The organism is Thalassospira sp. CA1 (assembly GCF_059052855.1).
The window spans coordinates 80948-101134 of the sequence record NZ_JBZCIA010000011.1 but is presented as its reverse complement, the minus strand read 5'-3'; the positions used below and the strand labels follow the sequence as shown (position 1 = coordinate 101134).

Sequence of the window (20187 nt, the reverse complement as noted above, 5' to 3'; positions counted from 1 at the left end):
GATCTGTCAGACGGTCGCCCGACAAATCGAATTTATAAAAACAAAAAGGGCGACCAGCCCAATATGCAGGTCGCCCTTATGTTTTGTCTAGCGGCTTGTCGCTGGGCCAGACTTATTAAAGTACTGGAAAAACTCGCTGTCTGGTGAAAGCACCATGGTCGAGCCGTTATCAAGCGCAATTTTGTAGGCTTCGAGCGAACGATAGAATTCGAAGAATTCCGCGTCCTTGCCATACGCTTTACCCAGGATGACGTTCCGCTGCCCATCGCCTTCACCACGCAGGACTTCGGCCTGACGGTTGGCTTCGGCGATGATGCCGATACGTTCACGATCAGCTTCTGCCTGGATCTTCGCCTTGAGCTCTTCACCTTCTGCGCGAAGCTGTGCGGCTTCGGCAATACGCGAAGAACGCATACGGTTATACACCGCCTGCGACGTTTCCTGCGGAAGGTCGGTACGACCGATACGAACGTCAATCAGTTCTACACCGAACTCTTCTGCCGGTTTGATCAGGGTCGACTGGATTTTCTCCATGATCTGCGCACGGTTGTCCGAAAGAAGCGTCACAAGCGGGGCCTGTGCCAACTCACCACGGATAACCGAGTTCAGACGCTGACCAAACAGCTGCACAAAGTTGGCAGAGTTGGTTGCGCGCTGACGGAAGATCAACGGATCGATGATTTTCCAACGTGCAAAGCTGTCAACATTGACACGCTTCTGGTCAGACAGAAGAACCTGCTGAACCGGCGGATCAAGTTCGAGAATACGACGTTCGTAATATTCAACGTTCTGGATCGGCAGTTTGAAATGCAGACCCGGTTCGGAAACCGCATGGACCGGATTACCAAACTGAAGAACGAGTGCCTGCTGATCCTGACGTACGGTAAACACGCACATGGAACCAACGACAGCAGCAATAACCAGGACGACGCCAGCGGCAATAAGTTTAGGACTTGCCATTAGTTGTTGCCTCCTGCATTCGCACGTTTCTGAACTTCCGGAAGCGGAAGATACGGGACAACACCGTTACCTTCGCCGTTCTGTTCCATGATGATCTTGTCAGACTTGCTCAGGATCTCCTGCATGGTCTCCAGATACAGACGACGGGTCGTCACATCCTTGGCCGTCAGGAAGGAATTGTAGATGGAGTTAAAGCGTTCTGCTTCACCCTCTGCTTCCTTGGTGACACGATCCTTGTATGCGCGGGCCTGAAGAACCTGACGTTCTGCTTCACCCTTTGCACGCGGGATGATGTCGTTACGATAGGCCAGTGCTTCGTTCTGGGAACGATCACGGTCCTGACGGGCACGCTGCACATCGTTAAAGGCATCGATAACGTCGCGCGGCGGGTCCACTTTCTGCATTTTCACTTCGGCAATGAAAATACCGGACTCATAACCGTCCATGATTTCCTGAAGCAGGGTTCGGGTCTGTTCTTCAACCCGGACACGGCCAACAGTCAGTGCTTCTTCAAGGTCGGTTTTACCGATGACCTCACGGATCGCACTTTCAGATGCCAGCTTGATGGTGTTTTCAGGGTCACGCACGTTAAACAGGTAGGAACCTGCATCGCTGATGCGCCACTGAACAACATAGTCAATGTCGATGATGTTCTGGTCACCGGTCAGCATCAGGCTTTCTTCAGGCACATCACGCGAACCGTTGGATGTCACTGTGCCCGCACCGCGATAGCCAACCTCAATCTGGTTGGTCCGTTCGACGTTCGGCTTGATGACCTCGCCAATCGGGGCCGGAAGGAAGTAGTTCAGACCCGGACCCGTGGTGCCAACCCATTTGCCGAACAGAAGCGTTACACCCTGTTCGCCTGGCTGGACACGGTAGAAACCGGTCAAAAGCCACAACCCGATTACGGCGATACCGATCAGGACAAAGCCCTTGTATCCGCCACCACCGGGGAACAGCCGTTTAAGACGTTCCTGGCCTTTACGAATCATTTCATCAAAGTCGGGGGGCGTATTTCCGCCGCCGCCACCACCGGAAGGACGCTGTCCCCACGGGTTCTGGCCGCCACCTTTGTTTCCGCCGCCGCCCCAGGGGCCACCGCCCCCTTGATTATTCCAAGGCATCGAGTTTCTTCCTCTTCTTGCCGTTCGGTGTTTATCTTTGTTTACCGAGCTTGGGGTAAGCCCCAATGCATGCTCCGTCCAACAAGATCAAATTCCCTGATACAGCCCGGACATGCCGGGAAAATCAGACTTCTTTCTCACCAGTTTTGTACCCAACCTGTGATACGCCGGTTGGTACTGCAACAGATTGCAGCCAAATGCAAACTCACGAAATCTTGTTGGACGGAGCATGCCCTTAGGCCTTATATGACAGGTTGCCTTGCAAAACAATGATACGCGCCTGCAAGTTCTGTGTGACCACGGACTTAAGCCGAAATTTGGAGACCGCAATATGACTTCCCTCAACCGTGAACAGATTACTGCCGCGCTCGATAGCGTAATCGACCCAGTCGACGGCCAATCAATCACAGCCAAGGGCATGGTGCAAGGTATTGATATTCATGACGAAACTGTCAATGTTATGATCGCCGTCGATCCCGAACGCGGCCCCGCCCTCGAAGATTTGCGCCAAGCGGCAGAAAAAGCGGTGGCTGCTGTGAACGGGGTCACAACTGCCCGTGTGGCGCTTACGGCAGAGCGTCCCAAAGCCGCCGCTCAGCAAAGCACACAGCCGTCGCAGCCATCACAGCCAAGCCGCCCGGCTCAACCGGGTCAGCGCCCGCAGGGTGGTGGTCAGATGCCGCTGGAATTGCCAACGGTGCGCAGCATCGTCACCGTGGCGTCCGGCAAGGGCGGGGTGGGGAAATCCACCACCTCGGTCAACCTTGCATTGTCGCTGGTAGCCAAGGGGCTCAAGGTTGGCCTGCTGGATGCCGATATCTATGGGCCGAGCCTGCCGCGCATGATGGGCCTTCGCGATGCCAAGCCGGTCCCGTCGAAACAACATCAGGGCAAAATGATCCCGCCATCGGCCTTTGGCATGCGGATCATGTCGATCGGTTTCATGATCGAAGAAGAACAACCGGTCATCTGGCGTGGCCCGATGGCGATGGGCGCGCTTGAACAGCTTCTGCGCGATACCGACTGGGGCGATCTTGATGTGCTGGTGGTTGATATGCCACCGGGCACGGGCGACATTCAGCTTTCGATGGCGCAACGCGTACCGGTGACCGGGGCCGTGATTGTTTCAACGCCGCAGGACATCGCCCTTCTGGATGCGCGCAAGGGGTTGAACATGTTCCGCAAGGTCAATGTGCCGGTGTTCGGCCTGATCGAAAACATGTCCTATTACAAATGTCCGGAATGCGGCCATGTCGATCACATTTTTGATCACGGCGGGGCGCACAAGGCGGCGGATGAACTGGGCGTGCCGTTCCTCGGTGAAATCCCGCTCGATCTTAAAATTCGCTTGGGCGCAGACGAGGGCAAACCAATTGTCCAGACAGAGTCCGAAGGCGAACATAGCAAGGCCTACGGCCTGATTGCCGACAAGATTGCCGCCGCCATCGAAGAGCGCGTTGGCCCGGCCGAAGCGCCGAAGAAAAAAGGCCTGTTTCCCAAGATCAGCTTCAAATAGTCATACAAAAAAGGCCGCTTCGCCTGCGGCCTTTTTTATTGGTATTATCTAACTGCAATCACGGCTTTACCAAGCGCTGAGCGAGCCCGTGTATACGGTGCTTGGCGCAAAGCCCCGCCGCGTGATCAGTGAAAACCTAAACCGATAGCCTGATTTACGGCATTAGAAATTATGATTTCGATTGTGCCGTCTTCAATTAACTCGGTGATTGCGCGATTAATCAGTGCCAGCGTCGCGATGTCCTTTGACATTCTGTTGATGGCAATGAAAGTCTGATTCTCGTAAATTGGACGTTGGGCGCGAACGATCTGGTCGTCGAGTTCGAGTTTTTTTATCCAGATATCGCCCGCTTCGCGCACCGCAATCATCGCATCAATACGCTTGCTGGTCAGCATTGCAAAGTTCTGGTCGTCTCCGGCGGCTTCGGATGCTTCGAACAGGCCGGACGTACGGGCGCTATCGAACGCGTCACCGTAACTCCATCCGCGAATAACGCCGACATTCATGCCTGACAGGTCTTCGATTTTGGTTTCACGGTCAAAGTTGCCTTTGAGCCGATAGATCATCAAACGTTCGCGGTGAATCGGCTCGCTGAACGCATACTTCTTCTGACGCTCAAGGTTTTTGTATATTCCGGCAACAGCACCATCGCCATTATCCAGATGAAACAATGCGCGACGCCACGGCACGGGGACAATTTCAACATTGAGTCCAGCACGGGCAGAGATTGCGCGCACGATATCAGGGTAGATGCCCGCAGCATGTTCTTCAGCGCGATACATGAAAGGTGGATTGGCCTCATCAACATAGATGGTCAGGGCCTGCGCTTTACTTACAGGCAACACTGCGACAACGCCCAGAAGAACGCAGAACATAAAAGCCCAAAGAATGACCTTGCAGTGACCTTGCATCTTACCCTCGTCGAAGCCCCTGAAAACTCATATGGGGCTATTCATCTGATCCGACAACGGAGTTGTGGTGGCGGCTAAGCCGAAATCACAAAACCCCGCCAGATTGCTCCGGCGGGGTTTTTTATTGGTTTTGCCTGCGGCCTGATTAAACGGCTTCGGCCATGAAGGATGGCATCCAGCCTTCATTAAGCTCGCGCAGTTCGGAAAGCGATACTTTGTCGCCGCCATCAATGACGACGGAATCTCCGCCGGCCTGACCGATAATCACGGCTGCGACATTCGCACTGCCTGCCGCGTTCAGAACCTTGTCCGGATCGCGGGTTGCGATCACGTAGCGGCCTTGATCTTCGCCAAACAGCCATGCGACTTCGCTGCCTGTTTCTGGCAGATGCAGGTCTGCACCGATATTGCCCGCAAGGCACATTTCGGCAACGGTGACCAGCAGGCCGCCATCGGCGATATCGTGGCAAGTCCGCACCAGACCCAGTTCGATCAGTTCACGCACCAGCGTACCGGCACGCTTTTCAGCCCCCAGATCGACCGGTGGCGGGGCGCCTTCTTCGCGACCTTCGATGGTCTTGAGATACAGCGACTGACCCAGTTCACCGGTGGCCGCACCGATCATGATCAACGCGCTGTCATCGCGTTTGATGCCAATCGTCGCATGGTGACCGAGATCGGAAATCAGGCCAACACCGCCAATGGCCGGGGTCGGCATGATGCCAACGCCATTGGTTTCGTTGTAAAGCGACACGTTCCCCGACACGACCGGGAAGTCCAGTGCGATGCAGGCTTCGCCAATGCCCTGGCAGGCGCCAACGAACTGACCCATGATGCGCGGGCGTTCCGGGTTGCCGAAGTTCATGTTGTCCGTGATGGCAAGCGGCTTGGCGCCGGTGGCAACCAGGTTGCGGTATGCTTCGGCTACGGCCTGTTTGCCGCCTTCGACCGGATCGGCCATGACATAGCGCGGGGTGCAGTCGGTGGTCGCGGCAAGGCCCTTGTTCGTACCTTCGACGCGGACGACGCCGGCATCACCGCCTGGACGGACAATCGTGTTGCCACGGACCAGATGGTCATACTGTTCCCAGATCCAGCGACGCGACGCGAGGTCGGGCGATGCGATCAGGGTTTTCAGCGCGTCAACATGGCTGACCTTGGCCGAAATGCTGTTGGGATCGATGCGATCCTGTTTCGGGGTCGGTTCCCATGGACGATCATATTCCGGCGATGCTTCGGCCAGCGGATCAATCGGAAGATCACCGGCAACTTCACCATGCCATTTCAGAACCATGCGCTTGGTATCGGTGAGCGTACCGATAACGGCAAAGTCGAGTTCCCATTTGTCAAAGATCGCCTTGGCGGCGTCTTCGCAACCGGGTTTCAGAACCATCAGCATGCGTTCCTGCGACTCTGAAAGCATCAGCTCGTAGGGCGTCATGCCTTCTTCGCGCATCGGCACTTTATCAAGCCACAGCTCAACACCAACGCCGCCCTTGGACGCCATTTCGAACGAGGACGAGGTCAGGCCAGCCGCCCCCATATCCTGAATGGCAACGATCATGTCAGTTGCCATCAGCTCAAGGCAGGCTTCCAGCAGAAGCTTTTCGGTGAACGGGTCACCGACCTGAACGGTAGGACGCTTTTCTTCGCTGTCATCATCAAACTCGGCCGATGCCATGGTCGCGCCATGGATGCCGTCACGGCCGGTTTTCGAGCCGACATAAACAACCGGGTTCCCGATGCCAGCCGCAGCCGAATAGAAGATGTTATCGGTATCGGCCAGACCCACGGTCATCGCATTGACCAGGATGTTACCGTTATACGAGGCATGGAAGTTGGTTTCGCCGCCGATGGTCGGAACGCCCATGCAGTTGCCATACCCACCGATGCCTTCGACCACACCGCTCAGAAGATGGCGGGTTTTCGGATGATCAGGCTCGCCGAAACGAAGCGCATTGAGGTTCGCGACCGGACGTGCACCCATGGTGAACACGTCACGCATGATACCGCCAACACCGGTTGCCGCCCCCTGATAGGGTTCGATAAAGGACGGGTGGTTGTGGCTTTCCATCTTGAAGACGGCAGCCTGACCATCGCCAATGTCAATCACACCGGCGTTTTCGCCCGGACCCTGAATGACCCAGTCGGCCTTGGTCGGAAGGGTTTTCAGCCATTTTTTCGAAGACTTGTAGGAGCAGTGCTCAGACCACATGACCGAGAAAATGCCAAGCTCGTTGATGTTGGGTTCGCGCCCCATGATTTCGAGAACGAGTTTGTATTCATCTTCGTTCAGGCCGTGTTCCTTGACCAGTTCCGGCGTGATCGGGGTGCTGTTGAAATCGTTGGAGCTCACGATGCTGCCTCCACCATGCTTTTGAACAGATTGCGGCCATCGGTGCCACCATGCAGCGGATCGATTGCATTCTCGGGGTGGGGCATCATGCCAAGGACGTTGCCCGCCTCGTTGATGATGCCAGCGATATTGCGCTGGGAACCATTGAGGTTGGTCGCCGGATCGACTTTGCCATCCACATCGCAGTAACGCAGAACAACGCGACCTTCGCCTTCAAGGCGGTCAAGCGTGTCGCTGTCGGCAAAATAGTTGCCGTCGTGATGGGCGACCGGATATTCGACAATCTCGCCCGCGCCATAAAGATTGGTAAAGCGCGTATCGGCGTTTTCGACTTTCAGATGCGTGTTCTTGCAGATGAATTTCAGGCTGGCATTGCGCATCAGTGCACCGGGCAGAAGGCCAGCCTCGGTCAGGATCTGGAAGCCGTTGCAAACGCCAATGGTGGTTACACCCTGTTTGGCACGCTCGGCAACCGCGCGCATGATCGGCGACTTGGCCGCCATGGCGCCACAACGCAAATAGTCGCCATAGGAAAAGCCACCCGGGACCATGATGATGTCGGTCTTTGGCAGCTCGGTGTCGCCATGCCAGACCAGGGTGGGCTCGGTGCCGGTGGCCTGTTTCAGTGCTGCGATGGCGTCATTCTCCCGGTTGATGCCGGGAAACAGGATGACAGCGGATTTCATGAAATACCGTCTCTTGATTAGTGTCGGTTACTTAATCCCGATAGACAAAGGCCCTGCTGCGGCAAGACCCCGCCCGCCACGGGCGATCAGGCCAGCTCGATGCTGTAATCTTCGATCACGGTATTGGCGAGAAGCTTCTCGCACATTTCCTTGACCTCGGCTTCGGCCTTGGCGGCATCGGTGCCATCCAGTTCGAGTTCGATGAATTTGCCCTGACGGACGTCATTGACGCCATCAAAACCCAGGCCCTGAAGGGCGTGGTGAACGGCTTTGCCCTGCGGGTCGAGAACGCCGTTCTTCAGGGTGACATGAACACGTGCTTTCACGAGAAGCTCCTTTAAGTTCGCATGCGCGGGTCTCGCGCGAGGTTCTGTTTGCAAACAAAACGCTGTCCGACACACATGGCCGACCAGCCATAAGAAAAGGCCGCGCGAGCGCGGCCTAGGGGTGTTATTTGGTTTCGTCTTTTTTAAGCTGCTCTATTTCGGCGGACTCAGGGAGGACACCAAGACGGCGTGCGACTTCCTGATAGGCCTCTTCGACACCGCCGAGATCGCGGCGGAAGCGGTCCTTGTCCATCTTTTCGTTGGTGATCGCATCCCAAAGACGGCAGTTATCCGGGCTGAATTCATCGGCCAGGACCAACTGCGGGAAGTCGCCTTCCCAGACGCGGCCGAACTCAAGCTTGAAATCAACCAGTTTCAGACCAATGCCGCGCATCAGACCACACAGGTAGTCATTGACGCGAAGGGTCATGCCGACAATTTCCTCAAGCTCTTCAGCACCTGCCCATCCCAGAGCGAGGATGTGTTCATCCGACACCAGCGGATCACCCAGCGCATCGTCCTTGTAATAGAACTCGACAATCGGGCGCGGCAGGCGTTCGCCTTCTTCGAGGCCAAGACGTTTGGCCATCGAACCGGCAACGATGTTGCGGACCACGACTTCGATCGGAACAATTTCGCATTTCTTGCAAAGCTGTTCGCGCATGTTCAGGCGGCGAATGAAGTGAGTCGGAATGCCGATTTCTGCCAGACGGGTCATGACGAATTCGGTGATCATGTTGTTCAGGACACCCTTGCCGGCAATGGTGCCGCGCTTCTGGGCGTTGAACGCCGTGGCGTCGTCCTTGAAATACTGAATGATCGTTCCGGGCTCTGTACCTTCGTAAAGAACCTTGGCTTTACCCTCGTAGATGGGCTGCTTTCTGGACATTGGCGGGATCTTTCACATCTAGGCCCGCCGTCCGACGCAGCAGGCACCCTGAAATTCGCGCCCTCCGTATAGCAGTGCTTGGCGAGAAACTCAATTGTCGCTTAAGCTCTATTTATGCAAACTTGATAATCGAAATTTGCAACCGTCAGCGTCTGTATCGCAGAGGGCCCAGATTTTGGCGGTAACCTATTGAACTGGAGGGCGTTCCGCGCCATCCGGCGTTAAACGTCGACCGGATGGAACGGTGTTTTGTCGGGCTGGCCTTCGGCAAACAGCCAGACCGGGCGCCTCGGCAGTTCATGTTCGCTTGTGGGAATCGCCGGAAGCCCGATCAGCGACGAACAGATGGTCTCAAATCCGATATTGCTGCGCACCAGCATGGCATCAGCACGGATGTCATGATGATCCGGGTCCGGGGCCTCTGTTCCGGTATCAGCCAGAAGCGCCTGCCAGGCAAACCAGTCGTCGGCTTCGGGGTGCGGGGCCGGGGCACTGATAAAGCGTGGCAGATTGCGTTTGGTTCGCGCACTGTTTTGCGTGTCATTCAGATCATGGGCGGTCAGAATCGAAAGACCTTCGGGGATTTCAGTGATTTCGATCTTGCCCGTGCCGCGATTTGCCAGCCAATAGGCATCGCGGTTATCGGCGATCACCATGTTAAACGGGCGATAGGCATCGCCATCCAGTTCGGCAAGGGCCTGTGCGGCGTCAATCGCGTCGGCATGGTCAAGTGCCTCAAGCGGCAGCTCGCCGCGTGATCGTTTGCCATCGGCAGGGCCCAGCGTGCCATAGCGGTTGAGCACGGCGGCAACCACCCCGTCCTCATTGACACCAAGCCAGGTTCCCCCGGCGGTTTCGTCCAGGCCTGCAATGACATCAGGGCGGTCTTCCCAGTGGCGCGCAGGCGCCTTCCAGGGACGGTTATTCATTTCATCGCGATTGGCGCCAATGATCACCGGCCAGTCATGGTCGGGGCGGCGTAAAATAATGACTGTACACATGAGCCAGATCAAAGCGTGCGGAACCGCACTTTGTCAAATTCAAAAGTATCAGGCAACGGGGTGAAATCGGTGTCGTTTATTGTCATATAAAATGCTATGACAGACAATGGCTTGACCGGTTTGGCTCCGATGACAATGTGACCAGCTTACAGAAGGAATCGATTATGAGCAGCTTTAATGATCGTGAACGCGGGTTTGAAGCAAAATACAGCTTTGATCTTGAACAGGATTTTCGCGTCGAAACCCATCTTTATAAAATGCTGATCCAGTGGGCCGGCGAACAGATGGGCATGTCCCCCGAAGAATGTCAGGATTACACGCGCAAGATCATTGGCGAGGTTGTTGCCAACCCGCGTGAAAACGGTGTTGTTGCCCTGTTGCTGGCCGATTTTGGACGCAAAAATATCGACGTCACAGCCTCTGCATTGAATGTAAAGCTCGAAGAACTACGTCCGGTTGCGCGTGCAGAAGTACTGTCGTGATTGCGCGCTAGTGCATCTGCTTGGAAAACTTCTCGTTTGCTAATATGTGCAGCCTTACGTATCCTGAGCTCCCCAGACCGAAAAATTGAGTAGGTGCAACCTTTTGGTGTGGTATCCTTCGCAGGTAGGTGAAGGAGCCGATTAGGTAGATGAAAGGCGACAGCATTGCGTATCCTTTTGGCGGACGATCACGATCTTGTTCGTGAGGCAATCTCGCTACTGTTCCAACAGTATTTCGATGACTGTGAAGTGGCCGAAGCAGGGGCATTGGACCCCGCACTCGAGCTGATAGCAGCCAATAACACATTCGATCTGGTGCTGCTTGATCTGCGCATGCCGGGGATGAATGGACTTGAAGGTTTGAAGCGCACCTTGGAGAAGGTGGCAGACAAGACCTTTGTGGTTCTGCTTTCTGGCGCATATCGAAGTGAAGATGTCCGCAAGGCGCTTGAGGCCGGCGCGCATGGCTTTATTCCCAAGACCCTGCGTGGGCAGGCCTTGGCAAATGCTGTGCAGCTGGTTCTGGCTGGTGACAAATACCTGCCGTCGTCGATTCTGAACGACATGAATGACAACATGTCAGGCGGGGGGGATGGCGAAGGCCGCCTTGCCGGCGGTTTTGGCAGTGAGGGCGATTTTGGCCGTCTGACACCGCGTGAACGTGAAGTTCTTGCACTGCTGTCAGAAGGACGTCCGAACAAGGACATTGCCCGTCACCTTGATCTGCGCGAAATCACGGTGAAGTACCATCTGAAAAACATCTATCGCAAACTGAACGTCTCGAACCGTGCGCAGGCCGTGAAAATGGCTCTTGAAGATATGGCGCGGTCCGGAACTTTGTAGTAGGTTCGACAAAGGCAGCTCAGTTTGACGCTCAAATCCCGGCTCGTGATTTCACGGGCCGTTTTTTGTTGCCTGAACCGGCTTTTCTCCCTCGTCATTGAAAACGAAACGAGGAAAAACATATGACCGTCACCATCGCACTTGTCGGCGATTACAATCCGAACGTCACCGCCCATCAGGCCATCCCGAAGGCCCTGGAGCTGGCGGCAAAAAATCTTGGACGTATCGTCACATTTGACTGGGTCGCGACATCCGACATTGATTGCCCTGATGCCCAAGCCCTTGATGGCTATAACGGGATATGGTGCGTGCCTGCCAGCCCGTATCAAAGTTTTGACGGTGCGCTTGCCGCCATTCGGCTTGCCCGTGAAAACCGGATTGCTTTTCTGGGAACCTGTGGCGGGTATCAACACGCGATTCTGGAATATGCCCGTAATGTTCTTGGTCTTGCCGATGCGGCAAATGCGGAAATCGACCCGAATGCTTCATTGCCCCTGATCGCGCCGCTTAGCTGTGCGTTGATTGATCAGGATGGTGGGATTGACCTTGCGGAAAACAGTGTGATCCGTGACGTCTGCGCGACTGCGCATCTGACGGAAACCTATCGCTGCTCATTCGGGTTTAATCCGGAATATGCCCATCTGCTTGATGGTCGGGATCTTCGGATTGTGGCCTGGGATCAGGATCGCGATCCGCGCGCGGTTGAGCTTCGCGGTCATCCGTTCTTCATCGGAACCGCGTTTCAGCCCGAACGTGCCGCACTGCGTGGGGAAGACCATCCAATGATCAACGCATTCGTCCGTGCAGCTGCGGGCTAACAATCTTTTTTAAATGCCCCCTGCGCACGTGATGTGTGCGGGGGACTGATTTATCAGCTTTGCTGTGATGGCATATTTGTCAGACAGCGTTGCATCGGTGGGGTGCGTCCCGATTGCATTACGACAACCCCGGTTAGGATTGCCACCAGTGCAATCAGATCAAGCAGTTGAACGCTTTCCCCTAAAATCAGCGAGCCGGTCAGAACGGCGATTATCGGCGGGATATAGGTCACGCTTGCCGCTTTGACCGCACCAAGATTTTCGACAACGAAGTAATAGCACAAATACGCAAAGCCGGTGCCAAACAGGCCAAGCCCAAAGAACAGGCCAAGGGCGATCCAGCCATTGTCAAAGATCGCGCTGGCGCCGTCAAAGTCGGTGGTAATAAGCAATGTCAGCGCGGCAATACCCAATTGATAGGTGCAAAGTGCAAGGGGCGAAATGCCAAGCGGGCTTAAGAACCGGCGGGCATAGACAAAGGACAGGCCAACGCATAGGGACCCCAGTCCGATATAGCCAACCCCGGCAAGATCGCTTGCCGAAACGCTTGCGTCCCAGGGCCGCGCAATCATCGCAACCCCGATAAAGCCAACCCCCAATCCAACGAGGGAACGACGATTAACAGGCTCATCGCGCAAAAAGGCCGCAGCGGTGATAAAGGAAATCATCGGAATGGCGCCACTCAGCATCCCGGCAAGGCTTGATGGCAAAAGCTGAATGCCCTTGGCAAAGCTGAAATAGTAAAGACTGCCCGCCAGAACCGACATCACGATAAAATGGTGGGTAAAGCGCAAGTGCCGCCATTTAAGTTTTCGCCCGATCAGGGCTGCGGCAAAAACCGGCAGGAACCCCATAAACACGCGAACGGCGGCAATCTGTGTCGGGGTGATCAGGGTGCTAGCACTTTTGTTAAACAGAAACGTCATGCCCCAGGCAAGGGCCAAAAACCCGAACACGATATAGGCTTTGTTTTTCATGGTGGCGGACCAGTTTGGAAAAATCATGGCCCATTGTCATAATTCCCGGTAGTTTTCACAAATCATACTATCTGGATCATGAAATAGAAAAACTGCGCTATGGGATCATATCCGCCACTTAAATCATTGCCAGCGTTCGAGGCATCCATGCGCCTGAAAAGCTTTGCGCTGGCGGCGGATGAATTGAATGTCACGCCCGGTGCGGTGGGGCAGCAAATCCGCAAGCTTGAAGACTGGCTTGGCGTTGAACTGTTCACGCGCACGGTCCGTCAGATCACGCCAACGGCGGATGGTCTGGCTTATGCTGCGCGCATTGCCCCGGCCTTGCAGCAGATCCGTGATGCCAGCCATCAGTTGCGTGATCAGTCAAATCATGCGGTGCGGTTCGTTATGCCACCAAGCTTCGCGGCAAAATGGTTCTCCAAACGGATGTCACGGTTTTTGATCGCCCATCCTGAGACGTCGCTTCATGTCGGATCATCATCGGTCCTTTTGGATTTTGAACATGATCCGGTCGATTTGGCGGTGCGCTATTTCGATGGCGTCGATGAAAGCCTCGAAACCATATTGCTGTATCAAGGGCAGGCCGCAGCCTTTTGCGCGCCGTCCTATCGCGACGGGTTGGAGTTGGATCGCCCCGATGACCTTGCGCGGGCGACGTTGCTTAATGATATCCTGCATCCGTGGTGGGAAGAATGGTTGGGCCGGTTTTCAACCCTGACGGCGCCCGAAATTAGCGCCATAAAACGCGTGGAGATCGACCAGACATCCATGGCGATTGAGGCGGCCATTCATGGGCAGGGCGTCGTTCTGGCCAACCCGCTTCTGGCCGAGGAAGACATTTCCGAAGGTAAGCTGATCCACCTGTTTCCAGATCAGGTCGTGAAAGTGCCGTCAGGCTATTATCTGGTCTGGCCGAAGAACCGTGATCTGCGTGCACCGGTCAAGGAATTCCGCGACTGGCTGTTGGCAGAAGCCAGCGACCTTGCCATCAAATAACAAACCCCGGCCGAAAGGTTTCGACCGGGGTTGTAAAAGAATTACGGCGCGGATTACAGATCGCGGTTCATGGTGTAGGTGCCCATATAGCTTGCCTTGTCCAGGACATGGCCTTCGATCACGGCAAGGGCATCCGGGCCGGTAAAGGGTTCTGGCAGGTCGATCTTGTCGGTATCAAGCGCATAGACCGTGAAATGATAGTGGTGAATGATCGAGTCATTCCATGGCGGGCAGGGACCGTCATAGTCGCCGTAATCACCCCCCATATCGGTATCGCCGGCAAACCAGTCGGTATAGTTGTTCAGGCCCGCCGTTCCATATGGCTTGGTGCCGGGCATCTTGCCCTTTGGCGTCACACCATTGGACGCGACACCTTCTTCAAGCATTGTGATGCTGGTCGGGATATTGACCAGAACCCAGTGGTAGAAATCAACACGAGGCAGGCTTGCCGGGACTTGCTTGCCTTCGATATTGACGTCCTCACCCGATGACGGGACATCCGGGTCATGACAGATCAGGGCGAAGGATTTGGTGCCTTCGGGAATGTCGCTCCAGGAAATGGCGGGACTGATATTGTCCGATATTTCAAACCGGCCCTCTGCCGGGATTTTACCGAACGCGAACTTGGCCGGGATCGGCGCGCCGTCTTCCCATCCTTTGATGCTCAGTTTCATTGCTATGCCTTTCCTGTAATTGACATTTTTTGATGTGTTAGCTGTGTCCGATATAGCTCAGCATCAATGATGCGCAATGTCAAAGGCCTGTATTGCCGCAGGTTACAACGAAAAAAGCCCCGGCCAATGGACCGGGGCTTTAATCGCAGATTGCCGTGTTTTGCTTAGTCGGCAAAGACGCGGGCAAAGATCGTGTCGACATGCTTGGTGTGGTAGCCAAGGTCAAACAGCGCTTCGAGCTTATCCATCGGAATGCGGTTGGTGACGTCTTCGTCGGTTTTCAGAAGCGACAGAAGATCGCCTTCGCGGTTCCAGACCTTCATCGCGTTGCGCTGAACGATACGATACGAATCTTCGCGCGAAACACCATACTGGGTCAGGGTCAGCAGAACACGCTGCGAGAAGACCAGACCACCCATCTGGTTCAGGATCTCGTCCATGCGTTCCGGATAGACAACCAGGTTTTCAACAACGTTGGTCAAACGCATCAGGGCGAAATCAAGCGTGACGGTCGCATCCGGGCCGATGTTACGTTCGACCGAGCTGTGCGAAATGTCGCGCTCGTGCCACAGGGCAACGTTTTCCATTGCCGGGATGGCCATTGAACGCACCAGACGGGCAAGACCGGTCAGGTTTTCGGTCAGAACCGGGTTACGCTTGTGCGGCATCGCCGAGGAGCCTTTCTGCCCCTTGGAGAAGAATTCTTCAACTTCGCGAACTTCGGTGCGCTGCAGGTGACGGATTTCGGTTGCCAGATGTTCGATCGACGATGCGATCACACCAAGGGCTGCGAAATAGGCGGCATGACGGTCGCGCGGGATCACCTGGGTCGAAACCGGTTCCGGTTTCAGGCCAAGCTTGGCGGCAACGTGTTCTTCAACACTCGGATCGATGTTGGCAAACGTGCCGACCGCGCCGGAAATTGCGCAGGTCGCGATTTCATCACGTGCGGCAACAAGGCGATCACGGTTACGTTTGAATTCCGCATAGAAGGTCGCAAGCTTCAGACCAAAGGTCACCGGCTCTGCGTGGATGCCGTGCGAACGCCCCATGCAAGGGACATCTTTGGTTTCATAGGCGCGCTTTTTAAGCGCAGCCAGAAGCTTGTCCATATCTTCAAGCAGGATGTCGGTTGCCTGGGCAAGCTGGACGTTAAAGCAGGTATCAAGCACGTCGGAGCTGGTCATGCCCTGATGAACGAAACGGGCTTCTTCGCCGACCTGTTCGGCCAGTTCGGTCAGAAACGCGATGACATCGTGTTTGACTTCGGCTTCGACGGCATCAATGCGGTCGATGCGGTCTTGAGTATACGGCTTGTCGCCTTTTTCCCAGACAAGCTTGGCGGACTCGGCCGGGATAACACCCAGTTCGGCCAGTTTGTCTGCAGCGTGGGCTTCGATTTCGAACCAGATACGGAACTTGTTCGCCGGTTCCCAGATGGATGTCATCTGCGGACGGGAATAACGGGGGATCATGCGGTCGCCTCCGGGCAAGATGGTTGGGTGCCGGAAATAGATCTCGATGATCGGAATGCGTAGTTGATTGCACGATCACGGCGCCGGCACGCTTTCACGGGGTCGGATAGTCCATTCCGGGCAAATTGGCAACCCTGCAGACGGGTATAGCAGGATTGTGAAGGCGATTTTGCCACCGAGAAACTTGTTTAGGGTCTGTCCTGAGCCTAATCTTAGAAAAATAGCAACTTATTGAGAATATATCGTGTAAGCAGGCAGGATGTATCTTCGACGGCACGGTTAATCCGAATGCGAAGTGGGCAGAATTTTTATGGCGCGTGAACGCGACGGGGCCAACAATCATCAGAAAGATGTGACACAGGTCCGCAATACAGACGCAAACTATCTGGCGGAACTGGTTGAACTGGGTATCGCCCTGTCGGCACAGCAGGGGCGCGAAGAGCTTAACCAGAAAATCCTGATGGCCGCGCGCAACTTCACCAACGCCGATGGTGGATCGCTTTATGTCGTCAATCAGGACGAAAGCGAGCTTCATTTCCGTATCATGGTTAATGATACGCTTGAGACGTTCTTTGTCTCGGGCCGGGAGACCGAAAAACCATTCCCACCCTTGCCACTTTATGACGACGAAGGCCGCCCGAACTACGCCAATATCGCGACCTATGTCGCGCTGACCGGCAAGGCGATCAATATTGATGATGCCTACAGTGCCGAGGGATTTGATTTTACCGGCACCCGGGCATTTGATGCCAAAACAGGGTATCGGTCGAAATCCTTCCTGACCGTGCCGCTTAAAAATACCAGCGGCGTTGTGATCGGCGTTTTGCAGCTGATCAATGCGCGTGACGATGCGGGCAATGTGATTTCCTTTGATCCGACGATTGAACCAATCATCAATGCGCTGGCAAGTCAGGCGGCGGTTGCCATTGAAAACAGCCGGTTGCTGGTGGCTCAGCGCGACCTGATGGAAAGTTTCGTCCGTGTGCTGGGTCAGGCGATTGATGCCAAATCACCGCACACCGCAGGCCACTGTTCGCGGGTTCCGATCATAGCCCGCATGCTGGCGCAGGCGGCTGTGGATGACCGGGATGGCACATTCTCCAATTTCTATCTGACAGATATGGAATGGTACGAGCTTGACCTGTCGGCTTGGCTGCATGATTGCGGCAAGATCGTCACCCCTGATCATGTCATGGAAAAAGCCACCAAGCTTGAAACCATCCATAACCGTATTCACGAAGTCCGCACGCGCTTTGAAGTCCTGCGTCGTGATGCCGAGATCGAGATGCTCAAACGCAAGCTTGATGGCGAAGACGCACTTCAGTGCGAGGCCGATTTTGCGCGCCGGGTGACCGAACTTGAAACCCAGTTTGCCATGGTCGCGGATGCCAATATTGGCGATACCGAACTAGATACCGACACCATCTTTGGCCTGCATGACATCGCAGAGCAGGAATGGACGCGGTATTTTGATCGCACAATCGGCTTGTCCTGGTCGGAACAACAGCGCCTTGATGATGCGAAACTGGCCGAACTGCGTGCAACCGGCACTGAAAAGCTTCTGATGGATCGTGAAACTGACATCTATAACGGTTTTAACCGCGGCGAGCTTTATAACCTGTCGATCCCGCACGGCACCCTGACATCCGAAGAACGCCAGGTGATCAACGATCATGTCGTCATTACCCAGGATATGCTGGCCCAATTGCCGTATCCCAAGGAGCTGCAACGCATTCCCGATATTGCAGGCAACCATCATGAAAAAATGGACGGATCCGGGTATCCGCGTGGCCTGACGGGCGATGATATGGGGATCCTCGAAAAGGTCATGGTGATTGCCGATGTGTTCGAGGCGCTAACAGCAGTGGATCGCCCCTATAAACGGCCAAAAACATTGTCTGAATGTATCTCGATCCTGGCCGATATGCGCGACAAGGGGCAGATCGATAGCGATCTGTTCGAGCTTTTCCTGACAAGCGGCACCTATCACGAATACGGGCGCAAGTATTTGCGTGAAGACCAGCGCGACGAGGTCGATATCGCACAGTTCATCATCTCCAATCCTGACTAGTCAGCTCTCCGCGCACGGATCAAAAAAAAAGACCGCCACAAGGACGGTCTTACAAGTTCGGGTGCAGTTTCTTGGGAGGCTCTTGTTGAACTAGATGCTGTCATGGAAGTGACAGGCGACTTCCTGACTGTCTGAAACGCGTTCCAGTACCGGTGGCTTCTGTGCGCATTTATCCTTGGCAAATGGGCAGCGGGTCCGGAACACGCATCCAGATGGCGGTGACAGAGGGCTTGGCAAGTCACCGGTCAGAACAATGCGTTCCTTGTTGCGTTCGATCTCGGGATCGGGGATCGGAACGGCGGAAATCAGGGCTTTGGTATAGGGATGTCGTGGTGTGGCATAGATGCTGTCACGGTCTGCGAGTTCGGCGACATTGCCAAGATACAGCACCATGATGCGGTGACAGATGTGGCGGACAATCGACAGGTCATGACTGATGAAAATCAGCGACAGGTCAAATTCCCGCTGCAATTCCTGCAAAAGATTGACGATCTGGGCCTGAATGGAAACATCAAGGGCCGATACCGGCTCGTCACAGACAATCAGTTTGGGTTCCAGGATCATTGCACGCGCAATGCCGATGCGCTGGCACTGACCACCGGAAAACTCATGCGGGTACCGGTTGATCATTTGCGGCAACAGGCCAACGCGCGCCATCATGCGTTTGACCCGTGCCTTGATCTCTTCCTTGCCGAGTTCCGGCTTATGGGTGACCAGCGGTTCGGCAATGATTTCGCCAATCGTCATGCGCGGGTTCAGGCTTGCCAACGGATCCTGAAAAATGATCTGCAGGTCCCGACGCAATGGCTGCATGTCACGATGTGGCGCGCCGACAATGTTCTTGCCAAGCCAGGCAACTTGGCCATCGGTTGGCGGGATCAATTGCAGGATCGCACGGCCAAGCGTCGATTTGCCACAACCGGACTCCCCGACAACACCAAGCGTCTCGCCGGGATACAGATCGAAATTGACACCATCCACGGCCTTGAGTTGCCGGTCAGGGGCAAACAACCCCTTGGACGGGATCGGGAAATGAACCTTGAGATCGCGGACCGACAGGATTGGTGAAGCATCTTTTTTTGCGGATTTGTTCATCACGCTCATTGGTCATCCTCCCGGAAACAGGCGCTGGCCCGGCCATTGCCAAATTCCCTCAAAAGCGGGCGTTCCGCACAGCAGCGATCAAACACATATTCGCAACGTTCCTGATAGGCGCAGCCTTTTGGAAGGTTTTGCAAGTTGGGCGGCTGGCCCGGAATGGCAAACAGGCTTTCTTCGTCGGCGCGATCAATCCGTGGCATCGATTTCAGAAGGCCTTCGGTATAGGGATGATGACTGTCGTAATAGATGTCGCGGACCGATCCGGTTTCGACAACACGCCCGCCATACATCACCATCACCCGGTCACAAAGACCCGCCACCACGCCCAGATCATGGGTGATCATGACGGTGGCTGTGTTGAAATCCGTTTGCAGATCGCGCAACAGATCAAGAATCTGTGCCTGTACCGTTACATCAAGGGCGGTGGTCGGTTCGTCGGCAATCAGAACTTCCGGGTCACATAACAGTGCCATGGCGATCATGACACGCTGGCGCATGCCGCCGGAAAACTCATGCGGATACATGTGAACGCGCTGGGCCGCGCCGGGAATTCCGACACGATCAAGCATGGTGATTGCGCGCGCCAAGGCATCGCTTTCAGACATGCCACGATGTTCGACCAGAACTTCCGTCATCTGCCGGGAGATTTTCAGAAACGGGTTCAGTGATGTCATCGGATCCTGAAAGATCATCGACATCGACACACCACGAATTTTGTTCAATTCGCGGGGCTGCAGATTGAGGATTTCCTTGTCCTTGTATCGGACCGATCCGGTAGATGCGCCGTTTTTGGCAAGCAATCCCATCAGCGACAGGAAAATCTGTGTCTTGCCGGACCCAGACTCCCCGACAACACCAAGCGTTTCACCCGGATCGATATGGAAGTTGACGTTATTGACGGCCTCGACCTCGCCATCAGGGGTCTGAAAGCGCGTGGTCAGGTTTTCGACAGTCAGAATATGATTTGTTGTCATG

At 55.1% G+C, this 20187-nt stretch carries 19 protein-coding genes; 6 read left to right on the top strand and 13 right to left on the bottom strand.

Features of this window, described 5'->3' with window-relative positions; genetic code table 11:
- Window positions 1-87 precede the first annotated feature (87 nt).
- Both hflC and hflK read right to left on the bottom strand, forming a co-directional pair.
- On the bottom strand, window positions 88-960 hold the full coding sequence (hflC, locus tag AC5Q5A_RS17080; RefSeq protein WP_064779519.1) for a protease modulator HflC: 873 nt from the start codon (window positions 958-960) through the stop codon (window positions 88-90).
- On the bottom strand, window positions 960-2087 hold the full coding sequence (gene hflK / locus AC5Q5A_RS17075) for an FtsH protease activity modulator HflK (protein ID WP_064779518.1): 1128 nt from the start codon (window positions 2085-2087) through the stop codon (window positions 960-962). Before hflK ends, hflC begins: the two co-directional genes overlap by 1 nt.
- A 331-nt stretch (window positions 2088-2418) precedes the next feature.
- Here hflK and AC5Q5A_RS17070 point away from each other — a divergent pair, with 331 nt between their 5' ends.
- Window positions 2419-3603 carry an Mrp/NBP35 family ATP-binding protein gene (locus tag AC5Q5A_RS17070; RefSeq protein WP_493896001.1) on the top strand — a complete coding sequence of 395 codons (1185 nt, stop codon included), beginning with the start codon at window positions 2419-2421 and terminating at the stop codon, window positions 3601-3603.
- Between the two features lie 125 nt (window positions 3604-3728).
- On the opposite strand, the gene AC5Q5A_RS17065 is transcribed toward AC5Q5A_RS17070, so the two are convergent.
- The 6 genes from AC5Q5A_RS17065 to AC5Q5A_RS17040 all read right to left on the bottom strand — a co-directional run bounded on the left by AC5Q5A_RS17065 (window position 3729) and on the right by AC5Q5A_RS17040 (window position 9772).
- Entirely contained in the window at window positions 3729-4514 is a 786-nt protein-coding gene (locus tag AC5Q5A_RS17065; RefSeq protein ID WP_493896000.1) for a substrate-binding periplasmic protein, read from the bottom strand.
- Window positions 4515-4659: 145 nt separating this feature from the next.
- Window positions 4660-6870: a phosphoribosylformylglycinamidine synthase subunit PurL gene (gene purL, locus AC5Q5A_RS17060; protein WP_493895999.1), complete on the bottom strand. Its 2211-nt coding sequence runs from the start codon at window positions 6868-6870 to the stop codon at window positions 4660-4662.
- On the bottom strand, window positions 6867-7556 hold the full coding sequence (purQ, locus tag AC5Q5A_RS17055) for a phosphoribosylformylglycinamidine synthase subunit PurQ (protein ID WP_008891732.1): 690 nt from the start codon (window positions 7554-7556) through the stop codon (window positions 6867-6869). Before purQ ends, purL begins: the two co-directional genes overlap by 4 nt.
- A gap of 86 nt (window positions 7557-7642) precedes the next feature.
- Window positions 7643-7882: a phosphoribosylformylglycinamidine synthase subunit PurS gene (gene purS, locus AC5Q5A_RS17050; protein WP_008891731.1), complete on the bottom strand. Its 240-nt coding sequence runs from the start codon at window positions 7880-7882 to the stop codon at window positions 7643-7645.
- 124 nt (window positions 7883-8006) lie between these two features.
- Complete coding sequence (gene purC / locus AC5Q5A_RS17045) at window positions 8007-8771, bottom strand: phosphoribosylaminoimidazolesuccinocarboxamide synthase (RefSeq protein WP_008891730.1); 765 nt, start codon at window positions 8769-8771, stop codon at window positions 8007-8009.
- Between the two features lie 221 nt (window positions 8772-8992).
- Complete coding sequence (locus AC5Q5A_RS17040) at window positions 8993-9772, bottom strand: NRDE family protein (protein WP_063088929.1); 780 nt, start codon at window positions 9770-9772, stop codon at window positions 8993-8995.
- Between the two features lie 164 nt (window positions 9773-9936).
- On the opposite strand from AC5Q5A_RS17040, the gene AC5Q5A_RS17035 reads away from it, so the two are divergent.
- From AC5Q5A_RS17035 to AC5Q5A_RS17025, 3 genes are all read left to right on the top strand, one after another.
- Window positions 9937-10254, top strand: coding sequence for a DUF1476 domain-containing protein (locus AC5Q5A_RS17035; protein ID WP_008891728.1), 318 nt, complete (start codon window positions 9937-9939; stop codon window positions 10252-10254).
- Window positions 10255-10419: 165 nt separating this feature from the next.
- Window positions 10420-11097: a response regulator gene (locus AC5Q5A_RS17030; RefSeq protein WP_287445503.1), complete on the top strand. Its 678-nt coding sequence runs from the start codon at window positions 10420-10422 to the stop codon at window positions 11095-11097.
- A 122-nt stretch (window positions 11098-11219) separates the two neighbouring features.
- Window positions 11220-11915 (top strand): CTP synthase C-terminal region-related (seleno)protein, encoded by a 696-nt coding sequence (locus AC5Q5A_RS17025; RefSeq protein ID WP_493895998.1) that lies wholly within the window; start codon window positions 11220-11222, stop codon window positions 11913-11915.
- Between the two features lie 53 nt (window positions 11916-11968).
- Here AC5Q5A_RS17025 and AC5Q5A_RS17020 read toward each other — a convergent pair whose 3' ends face one another.
- Window positions 11969-12892, bottom strand: coding sequence for a DMT family transporter (locus AC5Q5A_RS17020; protein WP_493895997.1), 924 nt, complete (start codon window positions 12890-12892; stop codon window positions 11969-11971).
- Window positions 12893-12991: 99 nt separating this feature from the next.
- Here AC5Q5A_RS17020 and AC5Q5A_RS17015 point away from each other — a divergent pair, with 99 nt between their 5' ends.
- Window positions 12992-13891 carry a LysR substrate-binding domain-containing protein gene (locus tag AC5Q5A_RS17015; protein ID WP_493895996.1) on the top strand — a complete coding sequence of 300 codons (900 nt, stop codon included), beginning with the start codon at window positions 12992-12994 and terminating at the stop codon, window positions 13889-13891.
- Between the two features lie 53 nt (window positions 13892-13944).
- On the opposite strand, the gene AC5Q5A_RS17010 is transcribed toward AC5Q5A_RS17015, so the two are convergent.
- Both AC5Q5A_RS17010 and purB read right to left on the bottom strand, forming a co-directional pair.
- Complete coding sequence (locus tag AC5Q5A_RS17010; protein ID WP_493895995.1) at window positions 13945-14565, bottom strand: YbhB/YbcL family Raf kinase inhibitor-like protein; 621 nt, start codon at window positions 14563-14565, stop codon at window positions 13945-13947.
- Window positions 14566-14729: 164 nt separating this feature from the next.
- Window positions 14730-16040, bottom strand: coding sequence for an adenylosuccinate lyase (gene purB / locus AC5Q5A_RS17005; protein WP_008891722.1), 1311 nt, complete (start codon window positions 16038-16040; stop codon window positions 14730-14732).
- Window positions 16041-16350: 310 nt separating this feature from the next.
- On the opposite strand from purB, the gene AC5Q5A_RS17000 reads away from it, so the two are divergent.
- On the top strand, window positions 16351-18111 hold the full coding sequence (locus AC5Q5A_RS17000; RefSeq protein WP_493895994.1) for an HD domain-containing phosphohydrolase: 1761 nt from the start codon (window positions 16351-16353) through the stop codon (window positions 18109-18111).
- 90 nt (window positions 18112-18201) lie between these two features.
- Here the strand turns inward: AC5Q5A_RS17000 and AC5Q5A_RS16995 are convergent, their stop codons facing one another.
- Together AC5Q5A_RS16995 and AC5Q5A_RS16990 are read right to left on the bottom strand one after the other, a co-directional pair.
- Window positions 18202-19215, bottom strand: a complete 1014-nt coding sequence (locus AC5Q5A_RS16995) for an ABC transporter ATP-binding protein (protein ID WP_493895993.1) — start codon at window positions 19213-19215, stop codon at window positions 18202-18204.
- Entirely contained in the window at window positions 19212-20186 is a 975-nt protein-coding gene (locus AC5Q5A_RS16990) for an ABC transporter ATP-binding protein (RefSeq protein ID WP_493895992.1), read from the bottom strand. The genes AC5Q5A_RS16995 and AC5Q5A_RS16990 overlap by 4 nt, the downstream gene beginning before the upstream one ends.
- Window position 20187 lies beyond the last annotated feature (1 nt).

Excerpts from the sequence above, each read along its gene's own strand:
- hflC (WP_064779519.1), bottom strand. The coding sequence starts at position 960 with ATGGCAAGTCCTAAACTTATTGCCGCTGGCGTCGTCCTGGTTATTGCT.
- hflK (WP_064779518.1), bottom strand. The coding sequence starts at position 2,087 with ATGCCTTGGAATAATCAAGGGGGCGGTGGCCCCTGGGGCGGCGGCGGA.
- AC5Q5A_RS17070 (WP_493896001.1), top strand. The coding sequence starts at position 2,419 with ATGACTTCCCTCAACCGTGAACAGATTACTGCCGCGCTCGATAGCGTA.
- AC5Q5A_RS17065 (WP_493896000.1), bottom strand. The coding sequence starts at position 4,514 with ATGCAAGGTCACTGCAAGGTCATTCTTTGGGCTTTTATGTTCTGCGTT.
- purQ (WP_008891732.1), bottom strand. The coding sequence starts at position 7,556 with ATGAAATCCGCTGTCATCCTGTTTCCCGGCATCAACCGGGAGAATGAC.
- purC (WP_008891730.1), bottom strand. The coding sequence starts at position 8,771 with ATGTCCAGAAAGCAGCCCATCTACGAGGGTAAAGCCAAGGTTCTTTAC.
- AC5Q5A_RS17040 (WP_063088929.1), bottom strand. The coding sequence starts at position 9,772 with ATGTGTACAGTCATTATTTTACGCCGCCCCGACCATGACTGGCCGGTG.
- AC5Q5A_RS17035 (WP_008891728.1), top strand. The coding sequence starts at position 9,937 with ATGAGCAGCTTTAATGATCGTGAACGCGGGTTTGAAGCAAAATACAGC.
- AC5Q5A_RS17025 (WP_493895998.1), top strand. The coding sequence starts at position 11,220 with ATGACCGTCACCATCGCACTTGTCGGCGATTACAATCCGAACGTCACC.
- AC5Q5A_RS17020 (WP_493895997.1), bottom strand. The coding sequence starts at position 12,892 with ATGAAAAACAAAGCCTATATCGTGTTCGGGTTTTTGGCCCTTGCCTGG.
- AC5Q5A_RS17015 (WP_493895996.1), top strand. The coding sequence starts at position 12,992 with ATGGGATCATATCCGCCACTTAAATCATTGCCAGCGTTCGAGGCATCC.
- AC5Q5A_RS17010 (WP_493895995.1), bottom strand. The coding sequence starts at position 14,565 with ATGAAACTGAGCATCAAAGGATGGGAAGACGGCGCGCCGATCCCGGCC.
- purB (WP_008891722.1), bottom strand. The coding sequence starts at position 16,040 with ATGATCCCCCGTTATTCCCGTCCGCAGATGACATCCATCTGGGAACCG.
- AC5Q5A_RS17000 (WP_493895994.1), top strand. The coding sequence starts at position 16,351 with ATGGCGCGTGAACGCGACGGGGCCAACAATCATCAGAAAGATGTGACA.
- AC5Q5A_RS16995 (WP_493895993.1), bottom strand. The coding sequence starts at position 19,215 with ATGAGCGTGATGAACAAATCCGCAAAAAAAGATGCTTCACCAATCCTG.
- AC5Q5A_RS16990 (WP_493895992.1), bottom strand. The coding sequence starts at position 20,186 with ATGACAACAAATCATATTCTGACTGTCGAAAACCTGACCACGCGCTTT.